The organism is Kitasatospora sp. CB01950, from assembly GCF_001905465.1.
Taxonomy (GTDB): domain Bacteria; phylum Actinomycetota; class Actinomycetes; order Streptomycetales; family Streptomycetaceae; genus Kitasatospora.
The window spans coordinates 149,544-173,043 of sequence record NZ_LISX01000009.1; the positions used below are offsets into that span (position 1 = coordinate 149,544).

At 73.3% G+C, this 23,500-nt stretch carries 15 protein-coding genes; 7 read left to right on the forward strand and 8 right to left on the reverse strand.

What is annotated here, in order from left to right; genetic code table 11:
- Nucleotides 1-61: 61 nt before the first annotated feature.
- Entirely contained in the window at nt 62-1,465 is a 1,404-nt protein-coding gene (locus AMK19_RS22920; protein ID WP_073814820.1) for a GAF domain-containing protein, read from the forward strand.
- On the opposite strand, the gene AMK19_RS22925 is transcribed toward AMK19_RS22920, so the two are convergent.
- Nucleotides 1,384-1,881, reverse strand: coding sequence for an SsgA family sporulation/cell division regulator (locus tag AMK19_RS22925; protein WP_073814822.1), 498 nt, complete (start codon nt 1,879-1,881; stop codon nt 1,384-1,386). The genes AMK19_RS22920 and AMK19_RS22925 overlap by 82 nt on opposite strands.
- Before the next feature lie 285 nt (nt 1,882-2,166).
- On the opposite strand from AMK19_RS22925, the gene AMK19_RS35365 reads away from it, so the two are divergent.
- Nucleotides 2,167-3,042 carry a hypothetical protein gene (locus AMK19_RS35365; RefSeq protein ID WP_073814824.1) on the forward strand — a complete coding sequence of 292 codons (876 nt, stop codon included), beginning with the start codon at nt 2,167-2,169 and terminating at the stop codon, nt 3,040-3,042.
- A 539-nt stretch (nt 3,043-3,581) separates the two neighbouring features.
- On the opposite strand, the gene pepN is transcribed toward AMK19_RS35365, so the two are convergent.
- Nucleotides 3,582-6,074: an aminopeptidase N gene (gene pepN, locus AMK19_RS22935; protein ID WP_073814826.1), complete on the reverse strand. Its 2,493-nt coding sequence runs from the start codon at nt 6,072-6,074 to the stop codon at nt 3,582-3,584.
- A 139-nt stretch (nt 6,075-6,213) separates the two neighbouring features.
- Here pepN and AMK19_RS22940 point away from each other — a divergent pair, with 139 nt between their 5' ends.
- From AMK19_RS22940 to AMK19_RS22950, 3 genes are all read left to right on the forward strand, one after another.
- Nucleotides 6,214-7,368, forward strand: a complete 1,155-nt coding sequence (locus AMK19_RS22940; RefSeq protein ID WP_073815115.1) for a TerD family protein — start codon at nt 6,214-6,216, stop codon at nt 7,366-7,368.
- A gap of 91 nt (nt 7,369-7,459) precedes the next feature.
- Nucleotides 7,460-11,182, forward strand: coding sequence for an RHS repeat-associated core domain-containing protein (locus tag AMK19_RS22945; RefSeq protein ID WP_073814829.1), 3,723 nt, complete (start codon nt 7,460-7,462; stop codon nt 11,180-11,182).
- Complete coding sequence (locus tag AMK19_RS22950) at nt 11,179-11,616, forward strand: hypothetical protein (RefSeq protein WP_073814831.1); 438 nt, start codon at nt 11,179-11,181, stop codon at nt 11,614-11,616. The genes AMK19_RS22945 and AMK19_RS22950 overlap by 4 nt, the downstream gene beginning before the upstream one ends.
- Nucleotides 11,617-11,682: 66 nt before the next feature.
- On the opposite strand, the gene AMK19_RS22955 is transcribed toward AMK19_RS22950, so the two are convergent.
- The gene (locus AMK19_RS22955; RefSeq protein WP_073814833.1) at nt 11,683-12,612 is read right to left on the reverse strand and encodes a proline dehydrogenase family protein; all 930 of its coding nucleotides are present in this window, start codon (nt 12,610-12,612) and stop codon (nt 11,683-11,685) included.
- 88 nt (nt 12,613-12,700) lie between these two features.
- Nucleotides 12,701-14,329 carry an L-glutamate gamma-semialdehyde dehydrogenase gene (pruA, locus tag AMK19_RS22960; protein WP_073814835.1) on the reverse strand — a complete coding sequence of 543 codons (1,629 nt, stop codon included), beginning with the start codon at nt 14,327-14,329 and terminating at the stop codon, nt 12,701-12,703.
- Between the two features lie 342 nt (nt 14,330-14,671).
- On the opposite strand from pruA, the gene AMK19_RS22965 reads away from it, so the two are divergent.
- Nucleotides 14,672-16,267 carry a PucR family transcriptional regulator gene (locus AMK19_RS22965; RefSeq protein ID WP_073814837.1) on the forward strand — a complete coding sequence of 532 codons (1,596 nt, stop codon included), beginning with the start codon at nt 14,672-14,674 and terminating at the stop codon, nt 16,265-16,267.
- A 146-nt stretch (nt 16,268-16,413) separates the two neighbouring features.
- Here the strand turns inward: AMK19_RS22965 and AMK19_RS22970 are convergent, their stop codons facing one another.
- The 3 genes from AMK19_RS22970 to AMK19_RS22980 all read right to left on the reverse strand — a co-directional run bounded on the left by AMK19_RS22970 (nt 16,414) and on the right by AMK19_RS22980 (nt 20,942).
- Complete coding sequence (locus AMK19_RS22970; protein WP_073814839.1) at nt 16,414-17,919, reverse strand: alkaline phosphatase PhoX; 1,506 nt, start codon at nt 17,917-17,919, stop codon at nt 16,414-16,416.
- Nucleotides 17,920-18,062: 143 nt separating this feature from the next.
- Complete coding sequence (locus tag AMK19_RS22975; RefSeq protein WP_073814840.1) at nt 18,063-19,169, reverse strand: hypothetical protein; 1,107 nt, start codon at nt 19,167-19,169, stop codon at nt 18,063-18,065.
- A gap of 180 nt (nt 19,170-19,349) precedes the next feature.
- Nucleotides 19,350-20,942, reverse strand: a complete 1,593-nt coding sequence (locus AMK19_RS22980) for a hypothetical protein (RefSeq protein WP_083647234.1) — start codon at nt 20,940-20,942, stop codon at nt 19,350-19,352.
- A 362-nt stretch (nt 20,943-21,304) separates the two neighbouring features.
- Here AMK19_RS22980 and AMK19_RS38180 point away from each other — a divergent pair, with 362 nt between their 5' ends.
- Nucleotides 21,305-22,630 (forward strand): MFS transporter, encoded by a 1,326-nt coding sequence (locus AMK19_RS38180; RefSeq protein WP_158071933.1) that lies wholly within the window; start codon nt 21,305-21,307, stop codon nt 22,628-22,630.
- A gap of 48 nt (nt 22,631-22,678) precedes the next feature.
- On the opposite strand, the gene AMK19_RS22990 is transcribed toward AMK19_RS38180, so the two are convergent.
- Nucleotides 22,679-23,446 carry an RICIN domain-containing protein gene (locus tag AMK19_RS22990; RefSeq protein WP_073814842.1) on the reverse strand — a complete coding sequence of 256 codons (768 nt, stop codon included), beginning with the start codon at nt 23,444-23,446 and terminating at the stop codon, nt 22,679-22,681.
- Nucleotides 23,447-23,500 lie beyond the last annotated feature (54 nt).

Below are 23,500 nucleotides of genomic sequence, written 5' to 3' on the forward strand. Positions count from 1 at the left end.
TCGGCGTGTCCACGTCGACCGGCCTACGCTGACAGCCGACCGTCGAGGACCGGGGGTACCCATGCAGCACGGCACCAGAGGCCTCCGCCCGACCCGCGTGCACGCCCCCGCCCGGGCCTACGACCGGCTCATGGCGGGCGAGCGGCCCGCCCCCGACGACTGCGCGGTCCGCCCGGAGATCGAGGACTCCTGGTCCCGGCTGCGCCGCCTCGGCCTGGACCCGGAACGGTCCCGGGAGATCCACCGGCTGGCGCCCGCCGAACTGGAGGAGCTGCGCCGCACCACCGGCCTGGCCCAGGTGCTGCCGGTGCTGCGCTCCACCCTGTTCACGCCCGGCGACTCCACGCCGCTGGTGCTCGCGGTCTCCGACCCGAAGGCCCGGATCCTCTGGATGGACGGCGAGCAGCGGCTGCGCCGCGCCGTCGACGCGATCGGCTTCGAACAGGGCGCGCTCTGGTCCGAGGAGGAGGTCGGCACCAACGCCATCGGCCTGGCTGCCCGCACCGCCCGGCCCTCCCAGGTGCACTCCGCCGAGCACTACCTGCGCAGCCACCACACCTGGAGCTGCTTCGGCGCGCCGATCCGCGACCCGCGCACCGGCCGCCCCGCCGGCGTGATCGACCTCAGCGGCCCCGCCACCGGCGACCACCACTACCTGCGGCAGCTCGCCCTGACCGCCGCCCGCCTCGCCGAGACCGAACTGCGCGCCGCCCACCTGGAGTCCCTGCACCGCCTGCGCACCGTCGCCGTTCCGCTGCTGGCCCGCTTCGGCGACCCCGCGCTGGTCGTCGACCCGTCCGGCTGGACGGCCGCCGCGGTCGGCCTGCCCGCCCCGCCCCGGCTGGCGCTGCCCGCGGAGAACTGGGAGGGCGGCGGCACGCACTGGGTGCCGACCCTCGGCGAGTGCCGGGTCGAGCCGCTCGCCGACGGCTGGCTGGTCCGCCCGTCCGCTCCGCAGCCCGCCGAGGACGCCGAGCGCTCCGGCGGCGGCCTGGTCGAACTCGACCTGCGCCGCCCCGACCGGCCCGAACTGCGGGTCAGCGGCAGCGTCGGCTGCTGGTCGCACACCCCCAGCCCCCGGCACACCGAACTGCTCCTGATGCTGGCCCTGCACCGGGACGGCCTGAGCGCCGCCGAACTCGCCGAGGCGCTGTTCGCCGACCCCGCCCGCACCGTCACCGTCCGCGCCGAACTCTCCCGCCTGCGAAGACACTTGGGCCCTCTGCTGGAGGCCCGCCCGTACCGGCTGACGGCCTGCACCCGGGTGACGGTGCACGGCCCGCACGACCCGCACGACCTGCTCCCCGGGTCGGCCGCACCGGCGGTCCGCGCCCTGCGCACGGACCTCGCGCACGGCATCCTGCGACTGCCCGCCGCGCCGGATCAGTCCTCCGCGATCAGCTGCGCCAACTCTTCGTCGCTGGGCAGCAGTTCGTCTTCCTGGCCGTCCGGGACGATCCGGTAGGTGCGTTCCAGCCAGGCTTTCACCTGCGGCCGGGACGCCTCCAGCAGCGCACTGCCGTACGGCGACTCCAGCGCCACGTGCAGGGTCACCCCGTGGCACGGGCAGTGGGTGGGCCACAGCTTGACGTCGCCCTGGCCGCTCAGCGAGTCCAGTCCGTCGCGCAGCAGTTCCCGCGAGAACACCCAGTCCGCCTCGTCCGGGCGGCCCGCGTGGAACGTCAGGCGCACCTCGTACGGCGCGGCGGCGTCGTAGCGGAACCTGGTCCGCACCTCGCCGACCTGCTCCTCCTCCAGCGCGATCCGCAGCACCAGCGTCTCCTCCACCACCCCGGTCGCGGCAGCGCCGGCCGGCTCGCCGCCCGTGGGGGTGGCGGCGAGCGGCTGGTCGGACGGGGCTGAGAGCGGGTCGCGCGGCATGACGGCCTCCCCGAGGCGGCTGGGATCCCGCAAAGCCTGCTCCCGCGCACCCCGGCGTGCAACGGTTGCAGGGGGTTGCACGGCCGTCCCGCCCGCCCCGCTCCACCCCGTCCGGCACAGGACTCGATTCGCACCCCGGTTCGGCACCGGATCTGGCGGTCCGTCAGACCGCTGGTAGTCTCGTCCCTCCCGTGCCGTTCGTCCGGGCACCCCCGGCGGCGCGGGGTGCGGCGCGGCGTTCGGACCGGACGCCGGACGCGGACCAGACCCAGGAAGGGGAGCCCGGTGGCGCTCCGCGAGCACTCCCGGCCCGCCGCCGCGGGCCGGACCGGACGGCACGGCCGCCCCGGACCCTTCGGCGGACGGCTCCGGCTGCCCACCATCCGGTTCTCGGGCGCGGCGATGGCGATGTCCACGGTGGTCGGGATCAGTCTGGCCACCACCTGGCTGCTCAACGAGCAGCAGCAGATCGGCCGCCGCCCCGGCGTCACCGTCGGCGGCCCGCCCGTGCCCAGCCCGGACGCCTCCGGGCCGGCCCCCGTCGACGAGGCCGCCGGCCCGCAGACCTCCCCGGTGGCCCCGCGCGGCTCGGCGACCGCCTCCCCGCTCCCCGGCCCCGGCCCCACCCGCACCCCCGCCCGACCCGCGGCCGTGCCCGGCAGCCCCGCCGCCGCCCCGCCGAGCCGCCCCTCGCCGTCGGTCCCTGTCTCGCCGTCGGTCCCCGTCTCGCCGTCGCCCAGCGACACCCCCTCGCCCCTGGCCTCGCACCCCGAACCGGCCCCCACCGCGCCGCAGCCCCTGAGCGGCACCTCCCGGGTGGACGCCCTCGGCCGCACCGGCACCCGCCACGTGGTGCAGGTACGCCTCGACGAGACCATGACGGCCCTCCAGGTCGAGTTCCGCCTGGCCCGCCCGACGGCCCTCCCCGGCACCACCCCCGCCACCGACCTCCCCGGCGCAGTGGCCACCGTCGCCCTCGAACGCGACACCCTCGTCTACCGCTTCACCACCCCCGCCGACCTCCCCCTCTCCCCCGGCACCTACACCTTCACCGTCACCGGCGCCCTCCCCGCCCCCACCCCCGCCGCCCCCGAAACCTGGACCGCCTCCGCCTTCGCCCTCCCCACCACCCGCGCCGTAGCCGCCCGCGGTACCTTCTGACCCCCGCCGCACTGCCGACGAAGCCGCCAACTCCCGCCCCACCAGGGCCCGTCCGGCGGCACGGGCGCTCGGCGCAGCCTGCGACACACAGCAGCCCGTTCCACGGCACCCCGGGACGCCGCACGCCTCCCCGCCCGCCGGCCGACCTCGGCCGCACCCCTGGCGCGGCCGCGTTGCGGACGCTCTGCACCGTGCGCACCATCAGAGCCGACTCCCGCCGACCAAGGGCCTGTTAAGCCGCGCGCCGGGCACCCGAGCGCACCTCTCCGCCCCGGCCGAGCGGCCGCCCACATGCCTCCGCCCGCCCCCCTGGCTCACACAGGTACCGCCGCGCCACGGGCTCGCGACACCGCCGACGACGCGCGCTGCGTCAACTCCCCGAAAGTCACCGGCTGTTCGGCGACAGCCCCTCCCGGCCGGACGAACGCCTCCAAGCCGCGCCGTCGACCGGCGTCAACTCGCCATCGACGAAAGCCAGTTGCCACCAGCCACCGACGGGAGCCCACACCCGCGCTCCCGCCGGCGGCCGGTTCGCGGGCCTACTCGAATGCCGCCCGGACCGCGCGGGTACGGCGGAGGTCGTCGGTGCAGTCGGCCAGGTTGCGGCGCAGCGACGGGGTCAACTCCTGGTCGGCGAGGGCCTGTTCGGCGGCCGTCAGGACCTCGGAGGTGGCCTGGGCGACCGGGTAGAGGGTCTCGCCGAGCTGGCGGGCGATGATGTCGCCGCGGTGGGCGGCCTCCCCGATCCGCTCGAAGTACCGCAGCGCGTACGCGCTCTTCCCGGTGTCGTCGCCGGAGGCCCAGAAGCCGCGCGCGGTGGCCTCCAGCAGCCGGTTGGACATCGCGTCGGGCGTGAACAGGTCCCGCCAGGCGCGGGCCTTGGCCTCGGCGTCGGGCAGCGCGGCCCGGCAGCGGGCGGCGCCGAACTGGGCCTCGGTGCCGGGCTCGCGGGCGAGTTCGGCCGCGATCCGGTGCTCGTCGAGCTCGCCGAGCGAGGCCAGCCGGGCCAGCCCGGCCCACCGCAGCTCGGGGCCGACCAGCAGCCCGGCCGGCACGTTCTCCCCGTTCAACCAGCCGCGCAGCTCGGCGAGTTGCTCCTCGCCGCCGGAACTCTCCACGGCCGCCCGCAGCGCCGCCAGCCGAATCCCCTGGCCGCCGTCGCCGGCCAGCAGCGCCCGCGCGGTGCGGCTGATCGCCGCCGACCCGGCAGCCCGCCGGTCCCCGGTCAGGTACCGCCCGACCACGTGCATGTGCGCGAACGTGAGCACCGCCTCGACGATCACGTCGGCGGTCTCCGCGGGCAGGTGCCGCTCCATCAGGTCGAGGTAGACCGCCGGGTCGAGCTCGGCGTCCCGGACGAGGTCGCGGGCCTGCGCCCACAGCACGGCCCGCGTGACGTCGTCCTCGACCGCGGAGAGCGTCTCGGTGACGAGCTGCCAGGAGTGCGTGTCCAGCCGGATCTTCGCCCAGGTGAGGTCGCTGTCGTTGGGGACGATCAGCTGCGCACCGGCCTCGACCAGCGCGGGCACGGCGACCCGGCGGCCGGGGCCGAGTTCGACGGCGACGCGGCCGACGGGGACGACCCGGCCGTCCTCGACGCGGTAGCCGCCGACCTCGATCAGGTGCGGCCGTTCGCCCTCGTTGACGACGGTGAGCGCGGTCAGGGTGCCGTCGTCGGCGCGTTCGGCCTCGGCGCGCAGGGTGTCGACGCCGCTGGTGCGCAGCCAGCTCTCGGCCCAGCCGTGGACGTCGCGGCCGCTCGCGGCGGCCAGCGCGGCGAGGAAGTCGGGCAGTTCGGCGTTGCCGTACAGGTGGTCGGCGAAGTAGGCGTTCAGGCCGGCGAAGAAGGCCTCGTCGCCGAGCCAGGCGACCAGCTGGCGCAGCGCGGAGGCGCCCTTGGCGTAGGAGATGCCGTCGAAGTTGACCATCGCCTCGGCGACCGAGCGGGTGCCGTTGCCGGCCACCGGGTGGGTGGAGGCGCGCTGGTCGGCGTCGTAGCCCCAGCCCTTGCGCTGCACGGAGAAGCCGGTCCAGGTGCCGGTGAAGCGGGTGGATTCGGCGGCGATCCGGTAGCCGAGCATCTCGGCGAACGACTCGTTCAGCCACAGGTCGTCCCACCAGCGCATGGTGACGAGGTCGCCGAACCACATGTGGGCCATCTCGTGGCAGATCACCATGGCGCGGCGTTCGTGCTCGGAGAAGGTGGCCGGGGAGCGGAACAGCATCTCGTCGCGGAAGACCACGCAGCCGGGGTTCTCCATCGCGCCCCAGTTGAACTCGGGGACGAACGCCTGGTGGTACTCGCCGAACGGGTAACGCTCGTCGAAGAGTTCGTGCAGCCGGTCGAAGGAGGCGGCCGTCACCTCGAACAACTCGGGTGCTTCGCGGTCGAGTTCGGCGGCCAGCGAGCGGCGGGCGTGCAGGCCGAGCGGGATGCCGTCGTGTTCGCCGTAGACCGAGTGCAGCGGGCCGGCGACGACCGTGAACAGGTAGGTGGAGATCGGCTTGGTGGCGGCGAACTCCCAGTGCCCGCCCTCGGACTTGACCGGCGCGCCGTTGGAGACCAGGGTCCACTCGTCGGGGGCGGTGGCGGTGAGGGTGATCGGGGCCTTCAGGTCGGGCTGGTCGAAGCAGGCGAACACCTTGGCGGCGAGGTCGGGGCCGCAGCTGGCGTACAGGTAGACGGCGTCGTCGGCCGGGTCGGTGTAGCGGTGCAGGCCTTCGCCGGTGCGCGAGTAGCGCATCTCGGCCTCGATCAGCAGTTCGTTCTCGGCGCGCAGGCCGGGCAGCGCGAGGCGGTTGCCGTCCAGGGCGGCCACGTCGAGCGGCTGCCCGTTCAGGACGGCCCGGTGCAGGGTCGCCGGTTCCAGGTCGACGAAGGTGTCGCTGCCGGGCTCGGTGCAGCCGAACCGGATCACGGCGGTGCTGCCGAACCGGTCGGGTCCCCGGGTCAGGTCGAGGTCGACGGTGTAGCCGTGGACCTCCAACAGGCGGGCACGGACAGTTGCTTCGGCTCGTTGCAGTGCTGGCATGACTGCATGCTTGCCCAGCCCGCCCGGGCCCGGCAAGCGCGTTCGACCCGGATTCGCTGGTGGCGTACCCGGGGTGTTCGAGAGTGACGGCTAGGGTGTGTCGCGGCGGCGAGTCGAGGAGGAGCACGTGACGTCTGTTCTGGTGCAGGGCGGCAATGCGTCGCTCGGTGCGGGCCGGGTCGTGGTGGAGGTCACCGCGCCCAAGCAACTGGACGTGTCGGCGCTGCTGCTCGACCAGTCGGGAAAGGTCCGCTCGGACGCCGACTTCGTCTTCTTCAACGCCCCGAACGGCCCGGGCGTGACGCACCGCCCGGCCGCCGGCGCCACCCCTGACGCGATCAGCGTCGACACCTCGGCGGTGCCCGCCGCCGTCACCCGGATCGTGGTCACGGCCTCCCTCGACGACCGGCGGGCGACCTTCTCCGGCACCGAGCCCACCGCGACCGTCCGGGACGCCGACAGCGGCCGCGCGCTGTTCACCTTCACCCCGCCCCGCCTGGGCCGGGAGACCGCCCTGGTGGTGGTCGAGGTGTACCGGCGCGGCGCCGAGTGGAAGATCCGCGCGGTCGGCCAGGGCTACGCCAACGGCCTGGCGGGCATCGCCACCGACTTCGGCGTCACTGTCGAGGACCAGGCCCCGGCGGCGCCCGTCGCGCCGCCGATGCCCACCACCGCGCCCACCGCCCCGCCGATGCCGTCCGGCTCCCCGGCCGTCGGCAAGATCACCCTCGACAAGGGCCGGGTCAACCTGGTCAAGGGCGGCTCGGTCTCGCTGGAGAAGGCCGGAAAGCCGTACCTGGCCTCGGTCCGGATGGGCCTCGGCTGGGAGCCCGCCAACCGGGGCCGCGGCATCGACCTGGACGCCTCGGTGATCGCGTTCGACGCCAAGCGCGAGAAGGTCGACACCGCCTGGTTCATGAAGCTGTCCGTCTTCAACGGCGCGATCGCCCACTCCGGCGACAACCTGACCGGCAAGGGCGGCGGCGACGACGAATCCATCACCGTCCACCTCGAAGGCCTGCCCGCCGAAGTCTGCGGCCTGGTCTTCGTCGTCAACTCCTTCTCCGGCCAGAAGTTCACCGACGTCAAGAACGCCTACTGCCGCCTGGTCGACGCCGCCACCGGCGAGGAACTCGTCCGCTTCGACCTCACCCAGGCCGAACCCCGCACCGGCGTCGCCATGTGCAAGCTCGTCCGCCAGTTCTCCGGCGAGTGGGTCATGACCGCCCTCGGCGAATACGTCGACGCCAAGACCGCCCGCTCCATGGTCAAGCCCGCCGCCGCCATGCTCTGAACCACCCCCGCAACCGCCCCCGGCGCACTACCGTCTCTCCCAGCACGGCATCAACCGACCTACTGGGCAAGGCCGTTCGCGGGGGGCTGCGGTGAGCAACCAGATCGTCAAGGCGCTGGAGCACGGGGCGCAGAAGCTCGGCAAGACGTTGGCGGAGGACGCCGGGAAGGCGTTGAAGGGCTTCTACCGCAAGGCCGGCGACAACCTGAAGAAGGTCGCCAAGAACGTCCGGGAGGTGGAGGAGAAGCACGCCAAGGACCTGGAGAAGATCTTCAAGGGCGATGGCAAGGGCGGCGTCCCGCACCCGCGTTCGGGCGGCGGCGGGCGAGGCCGGGGCGGCGGCTCGCACCCGAAGGGCCGGGGCCGCGACCAGGTGAAGAGCCCCCGCACCGAGGGCCGCGACCACGGCTCCCGCAAGTGTCCGGGCGAGCCCGTCGACATCGCGACGGGGCGGATGTTCATCGACCAGGTCGACGCCTCCCTGCCCGGCTCACTGCCGCTGGAGTTCACCCGCGACTTCGAGTCCGGTCTGCTGACGGGGCGTTGGATGGGCCCGAAGTGGATCTGCACCTTCGACGAACGACTCGAACTCGACGAACAGGGCGTCATCCACATCCGCCCCGACCGCATCACCCAGGCCTACCCTCACCCGGAACCCGGGGACCCGGTGTACGCCTCCGCCGGCTCACGCAACGAACTCGACCTCGCCGAAGGCCTGTTCACCATCTCGGACCCCTCAACCGGCCTGGTCCGCACCTTCACCCCCACCCCGGACGGCGACGAAGCTCTCCTCACTGAGGTCCGCGACCGCCACGGACGCCACTACACCCTCGCCTACGACGCCGACGGCGTCCCCCTTTCGATCACCCACTCCGGCGGCTACCAACTCCTCGTCACCGTCGACAACGACCGCATCACCGCGCTACGCCTGGCCAACGCCACCGACGCCGGCGGCGACGCCCTGCTGATGCGCTACGGCTACACCGACGGCCATCTGTCGGCCGTCTACAACTCCTCCGGCAAGCCGATGCGCTTCGCCAACGACAGCGCCGGCCGCGTCCTGTCCTGGACCGACCGCAACGCCTCCCAGTACCGCTACACCTACGACACCCACGACCGCGTCACCGACGAAGGCGGCGCCAGCGGCGCCCTGCACTTCACCTTCACCTACGGCGACGCCGACCCCGCAACCGGGCTGCGCACGCACACCGAGACCAACGCCCTCGGCCACACCACCACGTACCTGATCAACGACCACGCCCAGGTCGCCGCCGTCACCGACCCCCTCGGCCACACCACCCACTACGAACGCGACGACTACGACCGCCTGCTGGCCGAGACCGATCCGCTCGGCCGCACCACCCGCTACGCGTACGACGGCGCCGGCGACCTCATATCCATCACCCGCCCGGACGGCCACCAGTCCACCGCGAGCTACGTGGACGGATACTCGCTGCCCACGCTGATCACCGACGTGGGCGGGGCCGTATGGAGGCAGACGTACGACCCCACCGGCCTGCGCACCTCACTCACCGATCCGCTCGGCGCCACCACTCGGTACACCCACGACGAACGCGGTCACCTCGCCACTGTGACCGACACCCTCGGCCACACCACTCTCGTCCGCTGCAACCCGGCCGGCCTGGCCGTCGCAGTCACCGACCCGACCGGCGGCACCACCCGCCACGCCTACGATGCCTTCGGCCGCCCCACCAGCACCACCGATCCGCTGGGCCACACCACCCGCACCACCTGGACCACCGAGGGCCACCCCGCCTCCCGCACCGACGCCGACGGCCACACCGAGAGCTGGGCCTACGACGGCGAGGGCAACTGCCTCACCCACACCGACCAGCTCGGCCAGGTCACCGCCTTCGAGTACACCCACTTCGAGACCCTCGCCGCCCGCACCGACCCGGACGGCACTCACTACTCCTTCACCCACGATGCCCACATGCAGCTTGTCGCCGTCACCAACCCGCTCGGCGAGCAGTGGACCTACCGTCACGACCCGGCCGGACGGGTCATCGGCGAGTGCGACTTCGCCGGACGCACGATCGAGTACCAGCTCGACCCCGCCGGCCAACTCGTCGCCCACACCAATCCGCTCGGCCGGCGCACCACCTACGGCTACGACCTACTGGGACGAACCACCTCGGTGAACGCGGCAGGCAGCCTCACCACCTTCGGCTACGACCCGGCCGGGTACCTCGTGCACGCCCGCAACCGCGACGCCGAGTTGGTCCGCACCGTCGACCCATTGGGGTTGCTGGTCGCCGAAACCGTCAACGGGCGCACAGTCAGCCACGAACGGGACGCCCTCGGCCGACGAGTCCGCCGCACCACACCGGCCGACCATGTGAGCGCCTGGTCCTACGACCCGCTGGACCGCCCGCTGCTCCTCGACACGACGTCCGGCCGACTCGCCTTCAGCTACGACGTCATCGGACGCGAGACCGAACGCTCTGTCAACGAGCGCCTCACCATCGCCAGCACCTGGAGTCCCGCTCACCGCCTCACCGGCCAAAGCGTCCGAAGCGGCGGATCCGTTCTCGCCGAACACTCGTACTCGTACCGTGCCGACGGCCACCTGGTCGGTGTGGCGAACCGGTGGAACGGCCCGCGCGCCTTCGAACTGGACCCGGCCGGACGGGTCACCGCCGTCACCGGGGACAGCTGGAGCGAGCGCTACCGCTACGACGCCCTCGGCAACCCCACCGAAGCGGACTGGCCCGCCCACAGCACCGCCAAATCGGCACTGGGCCCGCGCAGTTACACCGGGACCAGACTGATCGGCGCCGGTCGAGTCCGCTACGAGCACGACGCCGCCGGACGCACGGTGCTGCGCCAGGTCAGCCGGTTGTCCAGGAAACCGGACACCTGGCACTACACCTGGGACGCCGAGGACCGCCTCACCGAAGTCACCACTCCGGACGGCAGCCGCTGGCGCTACCTGTACGACCCACTCGGCCGGCGCATCGCCAAGCAACGACTGGACGGCGACCACGTCGTCGAGAAGACCGAGTTCAGTTGGGACGGCCCGGTTCTCGCCGAACAGACGACCACCGCGCCGTACCTGCCCGGCCCGCACACGCTCAGCTGGGACCACGGCGGACTCCACCCGCTCAGCCAGACGGAGACCATCACCCACCAGGGCGAGACCGACCGCCGGTTCTTCGCCATCGTCACCGACCTGGTCGGCACCCCGGTCGAACTCCTCGATCCGGACCGCGGCACCATCGCCTGGCACGGTGTCTCGGCGCTGTGGGGCCCCACCAGCTGGCCCAGCGACAGTGCGACGTACATCCCGCTGCGGTTCCCCGGCCAGTACTTCGACCCCGAATCCCGCCTGCACTACAACGTCCACCGCTACTACGACCCCGAGACCGGCCGCTACACCAGCCCTGATCCACTGGGGCTCGGCCCAGCTGTCAATCCCGAAACCTACGTCACCAATCCGCACACCTGGACCGACCCCCTCGGCCTCTCCCCGCACCGTCACCGCCCGCGGATCGAGACCGGCAACGACAAAGAGGGGTGGATCCACATCGACGGGCGCCACGTCACCGGCAACCACCCGCACGGCCCCGGTGACCTGATGCCCCCGGGAACGACCAGAAATCAGGTCCAGTCGGCCGCCGAAAAGCTGGTGAAACGTGGTCAGCGAATCTCCGATCCAGCCAAGCGCATGCAACTCTACGAGCACCGGCTGACCGTCAACGGCATGAGCGCCCGCTATCGGGTACTGGTCGACTCGCACGACTTCAACCGCGTCATCACGTTCTTCCCCGTCGAAAAGAGCTACCGCCCGTGATCGCCTTCCGGTTCACCCCGCGCCCCGCCCAGGGCGGACCGTCCGGCTTCGACCTGGGCGACATGTCCGTCTCAGGCCCGGCCGCCGCGGTGAGTTCGGCCGACCGGGCACCGGATCAGGGAATGATGCTCGTCCCGTCGGTCGGACTGCTCCTCGACCAGGTGCGCGCACTGCTCGACGCCGGACGCGGCACGCTCGCCTTCCACGGCGTGGACTCCTCGTTCCGCCTCGACTTCTCCGTCGCGAAGGGCTCAGTGGCCGTCGCCGTCCGCAAGAAGGCGATCGCCACCGTCCCGGCTCCCGTCCTCGTGGACGCGCTCCTCACGGCCGCCGAAGCCCTCGCCCGCACCGAGCTGCCCCGTCTCCCGGCCGACGATCCCGCCCGCGACGACTTCGTCTCCTCACTCGCCGCCTTCCGGGCCCTGCACGACTGACCGCCACCACGCACTACGGGGCCCATGGCATCAAGCCGTGGGCCCCGTAGGGAAGTTGACGATACGTCAGCCGCGGGTCGCCATCGCCCGCAGGAAGAACGTCAGGTTCGCGGGGCGCTCCGCGAGGCGGCGCATGAAGTAGCCGTACCACTCCTGGCCGTAGGGGAGGTAGACGCGCATCGTGTTGCCGGCCTCGGCGAGGCGGAGCTGCTCCTCGGGGCGGATGCCGAACAGCATCTGGTACTCGAAGGAGGTGGTGTCGCGGCGGTTCCACTCGGCCAGCTGGCCCGCGATCTTGATCATGTTGGGGTCGTGCGAGGCCACCATCGGGTAACCCTCGCCCGCCATCAGGACCTTCAGCGCGCGGACGTACGCGAGGTCGACGTCGCGCTTGCCCTGGAAGGCCACCGACTCGGGCTCCTTGTAGGCGCCCTTGCAGATGCGCACGCGCGAGCCCTCGTGGGCGAGGTCGCGGCAGTCGGCCTCGGTACGGCGCAGGTACGCCTGGAGGACGACGCCGAGCCACGGGAAGTCGGCGCGCAGCTCGCGGGCGATGGAGAGGGTGGAGTCGGTGGTGGTGTGGTCCTCCATGTCGAGGGTCACCGTGGTGCCGGCGTCGGCCGCGGCCCGGCAGATCCGGCGGGCGTTCTCCAGCGCGATCTTCTCGCCGTCCACGGGCAGGAACTGGCCCACCGCGGAGAGCTTGACGGAGACCTCGGCGTCGGCGGCGAGGCCGGTCTCCTTGAGGGCGGTCAGCAGGTGCTCGTACGCCAGGGCGGTGCCGGCGGCCTGGGCGGCGTCCTTGGTGTCCTCGCCGAGGTGGTCGAGGGTGACCTTGCGGCCGCTGTCGACCAGCGTCTCGGTCGCGCTCACGCCCTGGTCGAGGCGGTCGCCGGCGACGAAGCGCTCGACTATCGCGTGGGTGGGCGGGAACTTCTCGACCATGGTGCGCACCTGCGGGGAGCGCGAGGCGGCGAGGAGGGCGGAACGGAGCATCGTGGACTCCCGATCAAGGATCAGCTGGTGGCGAGAGGTGCGGGGCGGCCGGGGTGGCGGCCGCCCCGCGGGTGGCACAGGGCGAAGGTCAGCCCATGTGCGGGTAGCGGTAGTCCGTCGGCGGGACGAACGTCTCCTTGATGGACCGGGTGGACGTCCAGCGCATCAGGTTCTGCTTGGCGCCGGCCTTGTCGTTGGTGCCGGAGGCACGCCCGCCGCCGAAGGGCTGCTGGCCGACGACGGCGCCGGTCGGCTTGTCGTTGATGTAGAAGTTGCCGGCCGCGTTGCGCAGCACGTGCATGGCGTGCTCGACGGCCGTACGGTCCTGGGCGATGATCGAGCCGGTCAGGCCGTAGGTCGACACCGACTCCATCTGCGCGAGCATCTCGTCGTACTTCTCGTCCTCGTAGACGTGCACGGCGAGGATCGGGCCGAAGTACTCGTCCTTGAAGTACTCGGCGGACGGGTCCTTGCCGACCAGCACGGTCGGGCGGACGAAGTAGCCGACCGAGTCGTCGTAGGTGCCGCCGGCCAGGACCTCGACGTCCGGGTCGGCCTGCGCGCGGTCGATCGCGGCCTTGTTCTTGGCGAACGAACGCTCGTCGATCACGGCGCCCATGAAGTTCGCCAGGTCGGTGACGTCGCCCATGGTGAGCCACTCGACCTCGTCGCGGAAGTCGTCCTTCAGCTCGGCCCAGAGCGACGCCGGGACGTACGCCCGGGACAGCGCCGAACACTTCTGGCCCTGGAACTCGAAGGCGCCGCGGGTCATCGCGGTCTTCAGGATCGCCTTGTCGGCGGACGGGTGGGCGACCAGGAAGTCCTTGCCGCCGGTCTCGCCGACGATCCGCGGGTAGGTGCGGTAGCCGGAGATGTTGGCGCCGACCTCGCGCCACAGGTGCTGGAAGGTCGCCGTGGAGCCGGTGAAGTGGATGCCGGCCAGCGCCGGGTGCTTCAGCGCGACCTCGGAGACGTCCAGGCCGTCGCCGGTGACCATGTTGATGACGCCCTTGGGCAGGCCCGCGGCCTCCAGCAGACGCATCAGGTAGTGCGCGGCGAACTGCTGCGTCGGGGACGGCTTCCAGATCACCACGTTGCCCATCAGCGCGGGCGCGGTCGGCAGGTTGAGGGCGATCGCGGTGAAGTTGAACGGGGTGATCGCGTAGACGAAGCCCTCCAGCGGGCGGTGGTCCATGCGGTTCCACACGCCGTCCGAGGAGACCGGCTGCTCGGCCAGGATCTGCCGGGCGAAGTGCACGTTGAAGCGCAGGAAGTCGACCAGCTCGCAGGGGGTGTCGATCTCCGCCTGCTGGGCGGTCTTCGACTGACCAAGCATGGTGGCGGCGGCCAGCGTCTCGCGCCACGGGCCGGCCAGCAGGTCGGCGGCGCGCAGGAAGATCGCGGCGCGCGAGTCGAAGGAGAGCGCCTGCCAGGCCGGGGCGGCGGCCAGCGCGGTGTCGATGGCCTCGCGCGCGTCGTCCTGGGTGGCGTTGCGCAGGGTGCCGAGCCGGGCCGCGTGGTTGTGCGGCTGCACCACGTGGAACTCGGAGCCGCCGCCGAGGCGCTGCTCACCGTTGATCGTCATGGTCAGCTGGATCGGCCCCTGGCCGCCCAGCTCCTTCAGCTTCGCCTCCAGGCGGGCCCGCTCGGGGCTGCCCGGGGCGTAGCTGTGGACCGGCTCGTTCACCGGCGTGGGGACCTGGGTCACAGCATCCATGGCGCACGCTCTCCTTCTCGTCATGGGACGCCGACGGGGATCACACGTCGGCCATGGACGAACGCTATTCCCCGTCCTCGGCGCCTGATGTTGGCCGCGCCGCCAAAGTCCCCCGCTCGCCGTTGTCCGCCCGGACGAACACCGTCACGCCCCGGTCACGGCCGCCCGATCCTGTCCGGCTCACTAAACTCGGGAGCGGGATGTTGTCCGACCCGACGAAGACCCGACGAAGACCCGAGGACGACCTTCCGAAGACCTGCCGACCACCCGCCGACCACCCGCCGACCACCCTGCCGACGACCCGACGAAGACCCGACGACCACCCTGCCGAAGGACCCGCACATGAACGGCCTGCCGCTGCGCCAGCTGCTGATGTCGCTCGGCGAACCGCTGGTCGAACTCCAGGCCGCACCGGCCGGCCTCGACGTCCCGGTCCGCCACGTCGCCATCCTCGACCCGGAGGACCCGCCGACCGCCGCCCCCGGCGAACTCGTCCTCGCCATCGGCGCCCGCGGCCGCGCCGCCCTCCCCGCCCTGCGCGCCGCCGGCCGCGCCCGGGCCGCCGCCGTCGCGGTCAAACTCGACGGGCCCGGACAGGCCGACGCCCTCCGCGAGGCCGCCACCGAGGCCGGCGTGGCGCTCCTGTCGGTCCGCCGCGAGACCCGCTGGGAACACCTCGACTCGCTGGCCCGCACCCTGCTCAGCGGCCCCGACAGCGCCGAGCCCGGCGAGGCCGACACCGGCGACCTGTTCTCGCTCGCCCAGACCGTGGCCGTCCTGACCGGCGGCATCGTCTCCATCGAGGACACCTCCAGCCGGGTCCTGGCCTACTCCCGCACCTCCGACTCCGACGAGGTCGACGACCTCCGCCGGCTGTCCATCCTCGGCCGGCAGGGCCCCGAGCCGTACCTCGCCAAGCTCCGCGAGTGGGGTGTCTTCTCCCACCTGCGCGGCTCCGACGGCGCCATCGAGATCGCCGCCCACCCCGAACTCGGCATCCGCCGCCGCCTCGCCATCGCGATCCGCTCCGGCGCCCAGCCCCTCGGCACCATCTGGGTCCAGGAGGGCGCCCGCCCCCTCGCCCCGGCCGCCGCCCAGTCCCTGGTCGGCGCCGCCCGCGTCGCCGCCGGTCAACTGGTGCGCCGCCGAAGGGAGTTGACTGCGGACGCCCGGCTCACCCAGACCCTGCTCACCGGCCTGCTGGAGGGCTCCACCGGCCCCCAGTCCCTCGCCACCCACCTCGGCCTCGACCTGCGCCGCCCGACCACCGTGCTCGCCTACGCCCCGGCCGCCACCGACGGCCGCGACGCCGAACTCTCCCGCGACGAGGTCACCGGCCTGATCTCCGTCCACACCGCCGCCCGCCACCGCGGCGCCCTGCTCGCCCCCGTCGACTCCCGCGTCTACGTCCTGCTCCCGGAACTCCCGCCCGGCCTCCCCCAGGCCACCCTCCGCGACTGGGCCCAGGAGACCGTCGACGCCGCCCGCGCCCACCTCGCCATCCCGCTGCGCGCCGCCATCGGCCCCACCGTCCCCGGCCTCGCCGACGTCCCCGCCTCCCGCGCCCAGGCCGACCGCATCCTCGACGCCATGAGCCGCGGCAACGTCGCCCCCGACGTCGCCGCCCTCCAGGACGTCCAGGCCGAGGTGCTGGTCTCCGAGGTCCTCGCCCTCCTCCAGGACCGCCCGGAACTCCGCGACCCCCGCCTGACCGCCCTCACCACCTACGACGGCCGCCACCAGACCCGTCTCGCCGAATCCGTCCTCGCCTACCTCGACGCCCTCGGCGAGGTCCGCACCGCGGCCGACGCCCTCCACATCCACCCGAATACGTTGAGGTATCGGGTCCGAAGGGCCGAACAACTCACCGGCCTGGACCTGACCCAACCCCAGCAACGCCTCTTGGCCATGCTCCAGTTGAGGCTTGCCGAAAGCTGAACTCCCCCCTCCCCCAAGCATTCTGCAGTTCCGCGCCCCGTCAGGGGTGCGAGGAACTGCGCGAGCAACCACCCAGCAACGGCAAGGTCCGCCCGAGGGAGAGCGACAACCCTCCCCGGGCGGACCCGGACCCATCGGTCAGCGCGTCACATCCGGTGCCACGGCCCCGTGATCGCCAGCATGATCCCCGGCTCCTGGATGTTGGCGAACAGCGTCCGCCCGTCGTGCGAGAACGTCACGCCCGTGAACTCGCTGAACTCCGGCGCCTCCGCCGTCCCGTTGTTCAGCTCGTTGCGCGCCAGCGCGTACGTCCGCCCGTCCGGCGTCGTCCCGAACAGGTGCTGCAGGCCGTTGCCGTCCTCCGCGATGATCAGACCGCCGTGCGGCGAGACGGTGATGTTGTCGGGCCCGTCGAAGTTGCCCTTGTCCGTCCACACGTCCGCGTTGACGCCGAGAATCACCTTCAGCGTCAGCGTCCGCCGCGCCGGGTCGTAGAACCAGACCTGCCCGTCGTGCTGCAGCGGCGACTCCTCGCGCGCGAACGACGACACGAAGTAGATGCCGCCGTCGCCCCACCACATGCCCTCCAGCTTGCGGGCCCGGGTGATCTCACCGTCCTTGAACTGCTTGCGGATCGAGGTGGTCCGCGCGTCCCGGTCCGCGACCTTGACCCAGTCCGCGCCGTACGTGGTGCCGGGCTTGGTGGCCCGCGACAGGTCGTCGACCGGCTTGCCCTGCGAGTCGAACGCCTTCAGTGCCTCCAGCACGCCCGCGTCGGCGGCCAGCGTGCGCAGCTTGCCCTTGCCGTGCTTGAAGCCGGCCGGCGGCGTCCAGCGGTAGAACAGGCCGTTCGGCTTGGCGGCGTCCTCGGTCAGGTACGCGTGGCCGCGCTTCTCGTCGATGACGACGGCCTCGTGCGCGAACCGGCCGAGGGCCTTGATCGGCTGCGGGTTGCGGTTGGCGTCCTGGTCGTGCGGGTCGACCTCGAAGACGTAGCCGTGGTCCTTGGTGAAGCCGTTGGTGCCGGCCTTGTCCTCGGTCTCCTCGCAGGTCAGCCAGGTGCCCCAGGGGGTGGCCCCGCCGGCGCAGTTGGTCGCGGTGCCGGCGATGCCGACCCACTCCCGCACCTTCCGCCTGCCGTGGGCGTGCCCGTCGCCCTTCCCGTGGCCGCCCTCGTGCCCGTTGCCGTGCCCGTTCCCGTGCCCCGACACCTCGACGACGGTGCAGCCGCCGGCCGCCTTCGGGTCGTACACGTAGCCGTCCAGCAGCGGTACGGGGTGTGCCCAGTTCGCCCGCGGCCCGGCCAGCTCGTGGTTGTTGACCAGGAGCGTCGCGCCGTGCCGCCCCTCGAACGCGGCGGTGCCGTCGTGGTTGCTGGGCGTGCTCTCGCCGGTGACCAGGCTGGTCCTGCCGGAGTGCGTGATGATCTCGTACGAGAAGCCCTTCGGCAGCGCCACGATGCCGTGCGGGTCGGACACCAGCTCGCCGTAGCCGACCGCGGCGTGCCCGCCCTTGGCGAGGGCGGCGTCACCCCCGGCGGGGGCGGCGATCGCCCCGGGGGCGGTGGCGAGCACCTCGGCACTGCCGGCGATCAGAACGCCGGCGCCGAGCACGGTCGAACGGTTCACGAAGTCCCGGCGGGACAGCGACATGACGGTCACTCCTGAGGGGAGGGGGCGGGTCGGTGACCGACAGAGTCCGGGCCCGGAATGAACCGGACGTGAACCCGACGCGGCGTCAACGCACCGATCCGCCAACCGTTTTGCCAACCGAAGATCGTCCCATGACCAGCGCTTTACCGCCGCCCGCCGTGCTGGGTACGCTCGACCCGCCACTGCTCCCACGCGGTCAGCCAGGCGTCCTCCGTGCCGGACGGCAGCTCGGGCGTACCTCCCGCCCACAGCCGCTCCCAGGCCCGCTGCGCGGGCAGGCTCGGCACCTCGCTGGCGAACACCGTGTACCGCACCACCTCCTCGACGGCCGCGGTGCCCTCCGCGGTGCCGGTCAGCCAGTCCACGTGGTGGGCGAGCCGGCCGAGGTGGTTGACCATCGAGGTGACGGCGCCGTCCGCCTCGCCCTCGGTCTCGGAGGCGAGCCACATCTGCTGGCGCACCACGGTCTCCCAGCGCGCCTTGCGGTCCTCGCCGCGCAGGTGCCGGGGCAGCCGCGCGGAGCGCCCGGCGCGCAGCTGGGACGCCATCGCGGCGGCCCGGGCGATGCCGTGCTCGACCAGTTCGCGGTGGGCGGCCAGGCCGAGTTGGCCGGGCGTCGGCTCCGCCGCGGGCGCGGACGCGGCGGGACGGCGGGCAGCGAGCGTCCGCAGCAGCGCGGTGCGGCCGATGATGTACTGCTCGAAGTCGTCGATCCGGCGCAGTTCGACGGCGCCGGGCGGCACACCGCGCCCGGTGACGGTCACGGTCACGCCGTCCATCCACAGCCGGCCGGCCCAGACGGTGCCGGCGCCGGGGCGGCGGTCCTCGTGGATCTGCAGGGCGCGCGGGTCGCCGTCCACGCTGATCCATTCGCGCAGCGCCCGAACGCCGCCGGTGGTGTCGCCCTCGTCGACGCCGAGCTGCTCGAACACCCGGTCGCGTTCGTCCTCGACGACGTCCTCCAGGTCGGGCAGCGGTCCGGCGAGCTCCGCGCCGGGCCGGTACGTGCGGACGGTGACGTACGGGCCGTCGGCGCGGTTCCAGTCGCCGGAACGGACCTCCGCCCAGCCGAGTTCGCCGTCGTCGACCTGGAACTCGGCGAGGACGTCCCGCCCGGGCAGGCCGCCCGCGCGGTGCTCCCAGCCGAACACCGGGAACCCGGCCCCGGCCATCAGCCGTCGGCTGTACGCCTCCTGGTCCGCGTAGACCTCCTCGATCTCCCACGGCCCGCTCGCGTGCTGCCTCTTCATTACTCGCCGCACCCCCGGCACTCGCCACACCGTTCTGCCACCGGGCCCGCCCGGCGGATTCCGCCGCCGGGCGGGCCCGACAACGCGCCCCACCATACGGCCCGGGGAACCTGTCGATCCATCAGCTCCGTGGCGGCCTTCCGACAGTTGGACGCGGCGGGTGCACGCCCTGGTTGCCGGTCAGCCCCCGGCCCGCAGCGAGCGTGCCTTGATCGCGGCCCGCCGCGCCTCCTTGGCGACCTTGCGGTCCAGGTGGAGCCCGCCGACGGCCTCCAGCACCTCCGCCGTCAACGGGTGCGGCACCCGCCACATCTCGCCGAAGTAGCTCGCCGGGTTGTCGGTCACCGGAAGGTCGGCGATCACCGCCTGCAGGCGGCCGCCCTCGCCGGCGGTGAGCAGCAGCACGGCGGCCACCGAGTCGACCACCCGCCACAGCGCGACGGGGCGTTCGGCGGCGGCGACGTCCTCGCCGCGGGCGCGCAGCCACTCGCGGGCCAGGCCGCCGAGCTCGGGGTCGTCGACGGCCTCGCGGACGGCGGGGACGGCGGCGTCGCCGATCTGGTCGAGCCCCAGCGTGCTGAAGTAGCGGCGCACCGGCGACTGCACGTCGCGCCCGCGCCCGCCGGCCAGCAGCTCGTGGGCGGCGCCGGCGGCGTCCTCCCGGGCGGCCAGCCAGGCCTTCAGCTCGGGCTCGGCGAACAGGACGCCGTCCGAGGCGAGCGCGCGCAGCAGCGCGGGGCCGTCGTGGTCGGCGAGGTCGCCGACCAGCGGGGCGTCGAAGCCGTCGGCGATCAGCCACTCGCGGACGGCGTACTGGCCGAGCGGGGTCAGCCGGACGGTGCCGAAGCGGGCGGCGTCCTCGTCGGTCAGCGGCCGGCCGGGGTCGACGGCCGCGCCCTCCTCGTCGTCCTCCTCGAACAGTTCCGGGTCGATCGGGGTGTGCTCGACCAGGCCGAGTTCCGCGAGGTCGCCGAACATCGGGTCGAGGACGACCATCAGGTCGGTGATCTCGCCGAGCATCTCCTCGTCCGGCTCCTCGCCGTCGGGGACGACCAGCAGCGCGGCCAGCACGCCGAGCGGGGCGGTCTCCTGGCCGGGCTCGGCGAACGCGGTGGTCTCGTACAGCACGTGCAGCGCCTCGTCGAGGATCTCGGCGGCCTCGTCCCGGGCGTCCTCCACCTCGGCGAGGCCGTCGGAGTCCTCGGCGCCGGCGTTCACGTCGCCCTCGACCACCTCCGGGTCCACCGACTCGGCCTCGGCGGCGAGCTCGCGGACCAGCTCGGCGGCCTCGAACCACAGGCCGAGCACGGCCGCCGGTTCGCCCGCCTCGACGGCCGGCAGGTCGGGGCCGGGGACGGCGATGTGGGTGCCGCCCTCGGTGGTGCCGGTCTCCACGACGCCGAGGTCGCAGGCCAGCGCCCAGGCCCGCATCGCCTCGATGACGTCTTCCTCGTCCGGGTCCTCGTAGCCCAGCATCCGGGCCGCCCGGACGCGGTCCTCGGGGCCGAGGTCGCCGTGCTCGTCGACGTCCCGGTGCGGGTCGACCCAGCGGGCCAGCGCGACCACCCGGGCGATCAGCGGGACGGCGAGCGCCGCGTCGGCGAGTTCGCGGTCCGTGGGCAGCGCGATCGGCGGGATCAGCACCGCGGTGTCGTCGGGGTCCTCGTCGCCGCTGTGCGAGCCGTACAGGTCGGCGAGGTCGTAGTCCGCGGGCAGCAGGCCCTCGGCGTCGGACGGCTGCTGCTCAGGGGTGTTACGGCTTCGTCCGGCCATCGCGCGCGATCTCCCGCAGGTTCGTCGGAGGGCGCCGCCGCCCGGTGGGCAGCCCGACGGGCTTCGGCGGCGCGGGCCGACACGTGTGTCGGCCCGTCAACCCAGCGTATCGGCCGCCATCACCGAAACCCCGCACCGGGCGGGCGTCCGCCCGAACGAGTGGGACAGGGTGCATCCGAACGAGTCCCCGAGTGCACGTATCCTTCGGTGGGCATCGCGCACACCCCCGCGCGGGCGCCCGCGGAGCGACGAGGCTCCGAACCCCTTTCATGTGCACACCCGCACCGCTCGGGTCACGCCGCCGTGCCACCACTCCCGGCCTGGCCGCGCCCGACGGCGCCTTGCCACAGGAGACCCCTGCCATGGCGGACCTCTCCCCCGCCGGCCCCGGCCTGAGCACCGCTCAGTACGCCGGCCGCCGACTGTCGGAGGCCCTGCTTCCTCTGGAACTCGCGCCCCGCAAGCAGCTCCAGCTCTCCGCGATCAGCCGCTGGAACGCGCTGCGCGGCATCCGCGTCGGCCTGGTCGCCGCCGCCCTGCTGCTGATGCTGATCGGCGCCAACCTGGTCACCCCGCTCTACCCGGCGCTCCAGGTACGGCTCGGTCTGACCCCGCTCGACACCACGGTCCTGTTCACGGTCTACGTGTTCGCCCTGGTCCCGGTGCTGGCCGCGGTCGGCCACTGGTCGGACCACCTGGGCCGGCGCGCCATGATCCTCCCCGCGGTGGCGCTCTCCGCCGCCGGCGACGCGGTCTTCGCCACCGCCGACTCGTTCTGGCAGCTGGCCGCCGGACGCGCCGTCCAGGGCATCGCCGTCGGCCTCTCCACCGGTGCGGCCGGCGCCGCCCTCGGCGACCTGCTGCCCGACCGGCCCACCCTGGCCGCCAAGCTCACCCTGGCCTGCTCGGCGGGCGGCGTCGCCCTCGGCCCGCTGGTCGGCGCGGCCGCCGCCAGCGGCGCCAACCCGCTGCCCGGCCTCTTCCTCACCCACGCCGTCGCGCTGCTCGCCCTGTGCGTGCCGCTCGCCCTGGTGCACCCGCGGATGCCCGGCTCGGTCCGCCCGCCGGCCTCCGCGCCGCGCATCACCACCCCCGCCCACCTGCGCCCGCAGCGCCTGCGGCTGCCCCGCTCCGGACGCCGCGAGTTCCTGCTCGCCTCCGGCGCCGGCTTCGTCTCGTACGCGGTCTTCGGGGTCTACCTGGCCCTCGCCCCCGCATTCGCCGGGACGCTCCTGCACACCGAGTCCCGGATGGCGGGCGCCGCCGTCGCGGCCCTCCTGCTCGGCTCCTCGGCGCTCGCCCAGCTGGTCGTCCCGCCGACCTCGGACCGGGTCGTCGTCGCCGCCGGCCTCACCGGTCTCGCCGCCGGCCTCGGCCTGCTCACCGCGGCCGCCGCCACCGGCACCCCCGCGCTCCTGTTCGTCGGCAGCGTCCTCGCCGGCGTCTCCCAGGGCATCGCCTTCCGCTCCCTGTTCACCACCGCCGTCGCCGCCCTCGACCCCGCCCGCCGCGGCAGCGAACTCTCCGCCCTCTGGGTGATCGTCTACCTCGGCTCCTCCGCCCCCATCATCGCCGTCGGCGCCCTCACCCGCGCCTACGGCCTGCTCCCCGCCGTCACCGCCTTCGCCGTCCTCGCCGCCACCGCCTCGCTGGCCCTGGCCGCCGCCGTCCTGCGCCGCAAGCGCTGACCGCCCGCGCTCCTGACGCCCCGCAGGCCCTTCACGGCCGGTGGGGCGTCAGATCTTCCAGGCCATGTTCGACATGGTCGAGTCGCAGTCCCACTGCTGGACGGTGGCGCCGTCGTCCAGGTCCGAGTCCTCCACCTCCAGGCACTTGCCGCTGCGGTGGTTGACCAGCATCCGGTTGCCGGTGCCGCCGCGCAGGTCCCAGTGCTGCCCGGCGCCGCCGTTGCAGGCCCACTGCTGGGCGTGGATGCCGTCGTCCATGCCGGGGCCCGGGATCTCCAGGCACTTGCCGCTGTTGACGTTGCGGATCTCCCAGCTGTCCCCGACCCAGTGCAGCACCCACTGCTGCGTGGGGATGCCGTCGTAGGTCCACTGCTGGGCGCGGCCGCCGTCCTCGGTCACGGAGTCCTCGATCTCCAACGACATGCCGCTGTTGGCGTTGAGGATGCCGCCGCTGATGTCGGCGGGCGCCTGCGTGGCAGGCGCGGTGGGAGTATCGGCAGCCGCGGACGGCGTGGCGGCCGAAGTGGCGGGGCCGCCCGGGGCGGTCGCCGGGGCGGAGACGGTGCCCGAGGGCTGCGGGGCGAGGGACGGGCGCACCGCCCCGTCCGCGGGCGAGGCGCTCGTCCCGCCCGCGGCCTTCGGCGCCCGCGTCCCGCCGGTCAGCGCCGTCACCGCGACGGTCCCCCCGCCGATCAGCACCACGGCCCCCACGGCGGCCCCGATCTGCCGCACGCGTCTGCGCCGCCGGGTCTCCCGCTCGTGCTCGTTCGCCAGTTCGGCCCAGTCCGGTTCGCCGCCGCCCGCCCCAAAAGTCATGGGTCCGGATTCTAGAACCCGGAGACGCCAAGAGGGGCGGGATCCGTGCGGATC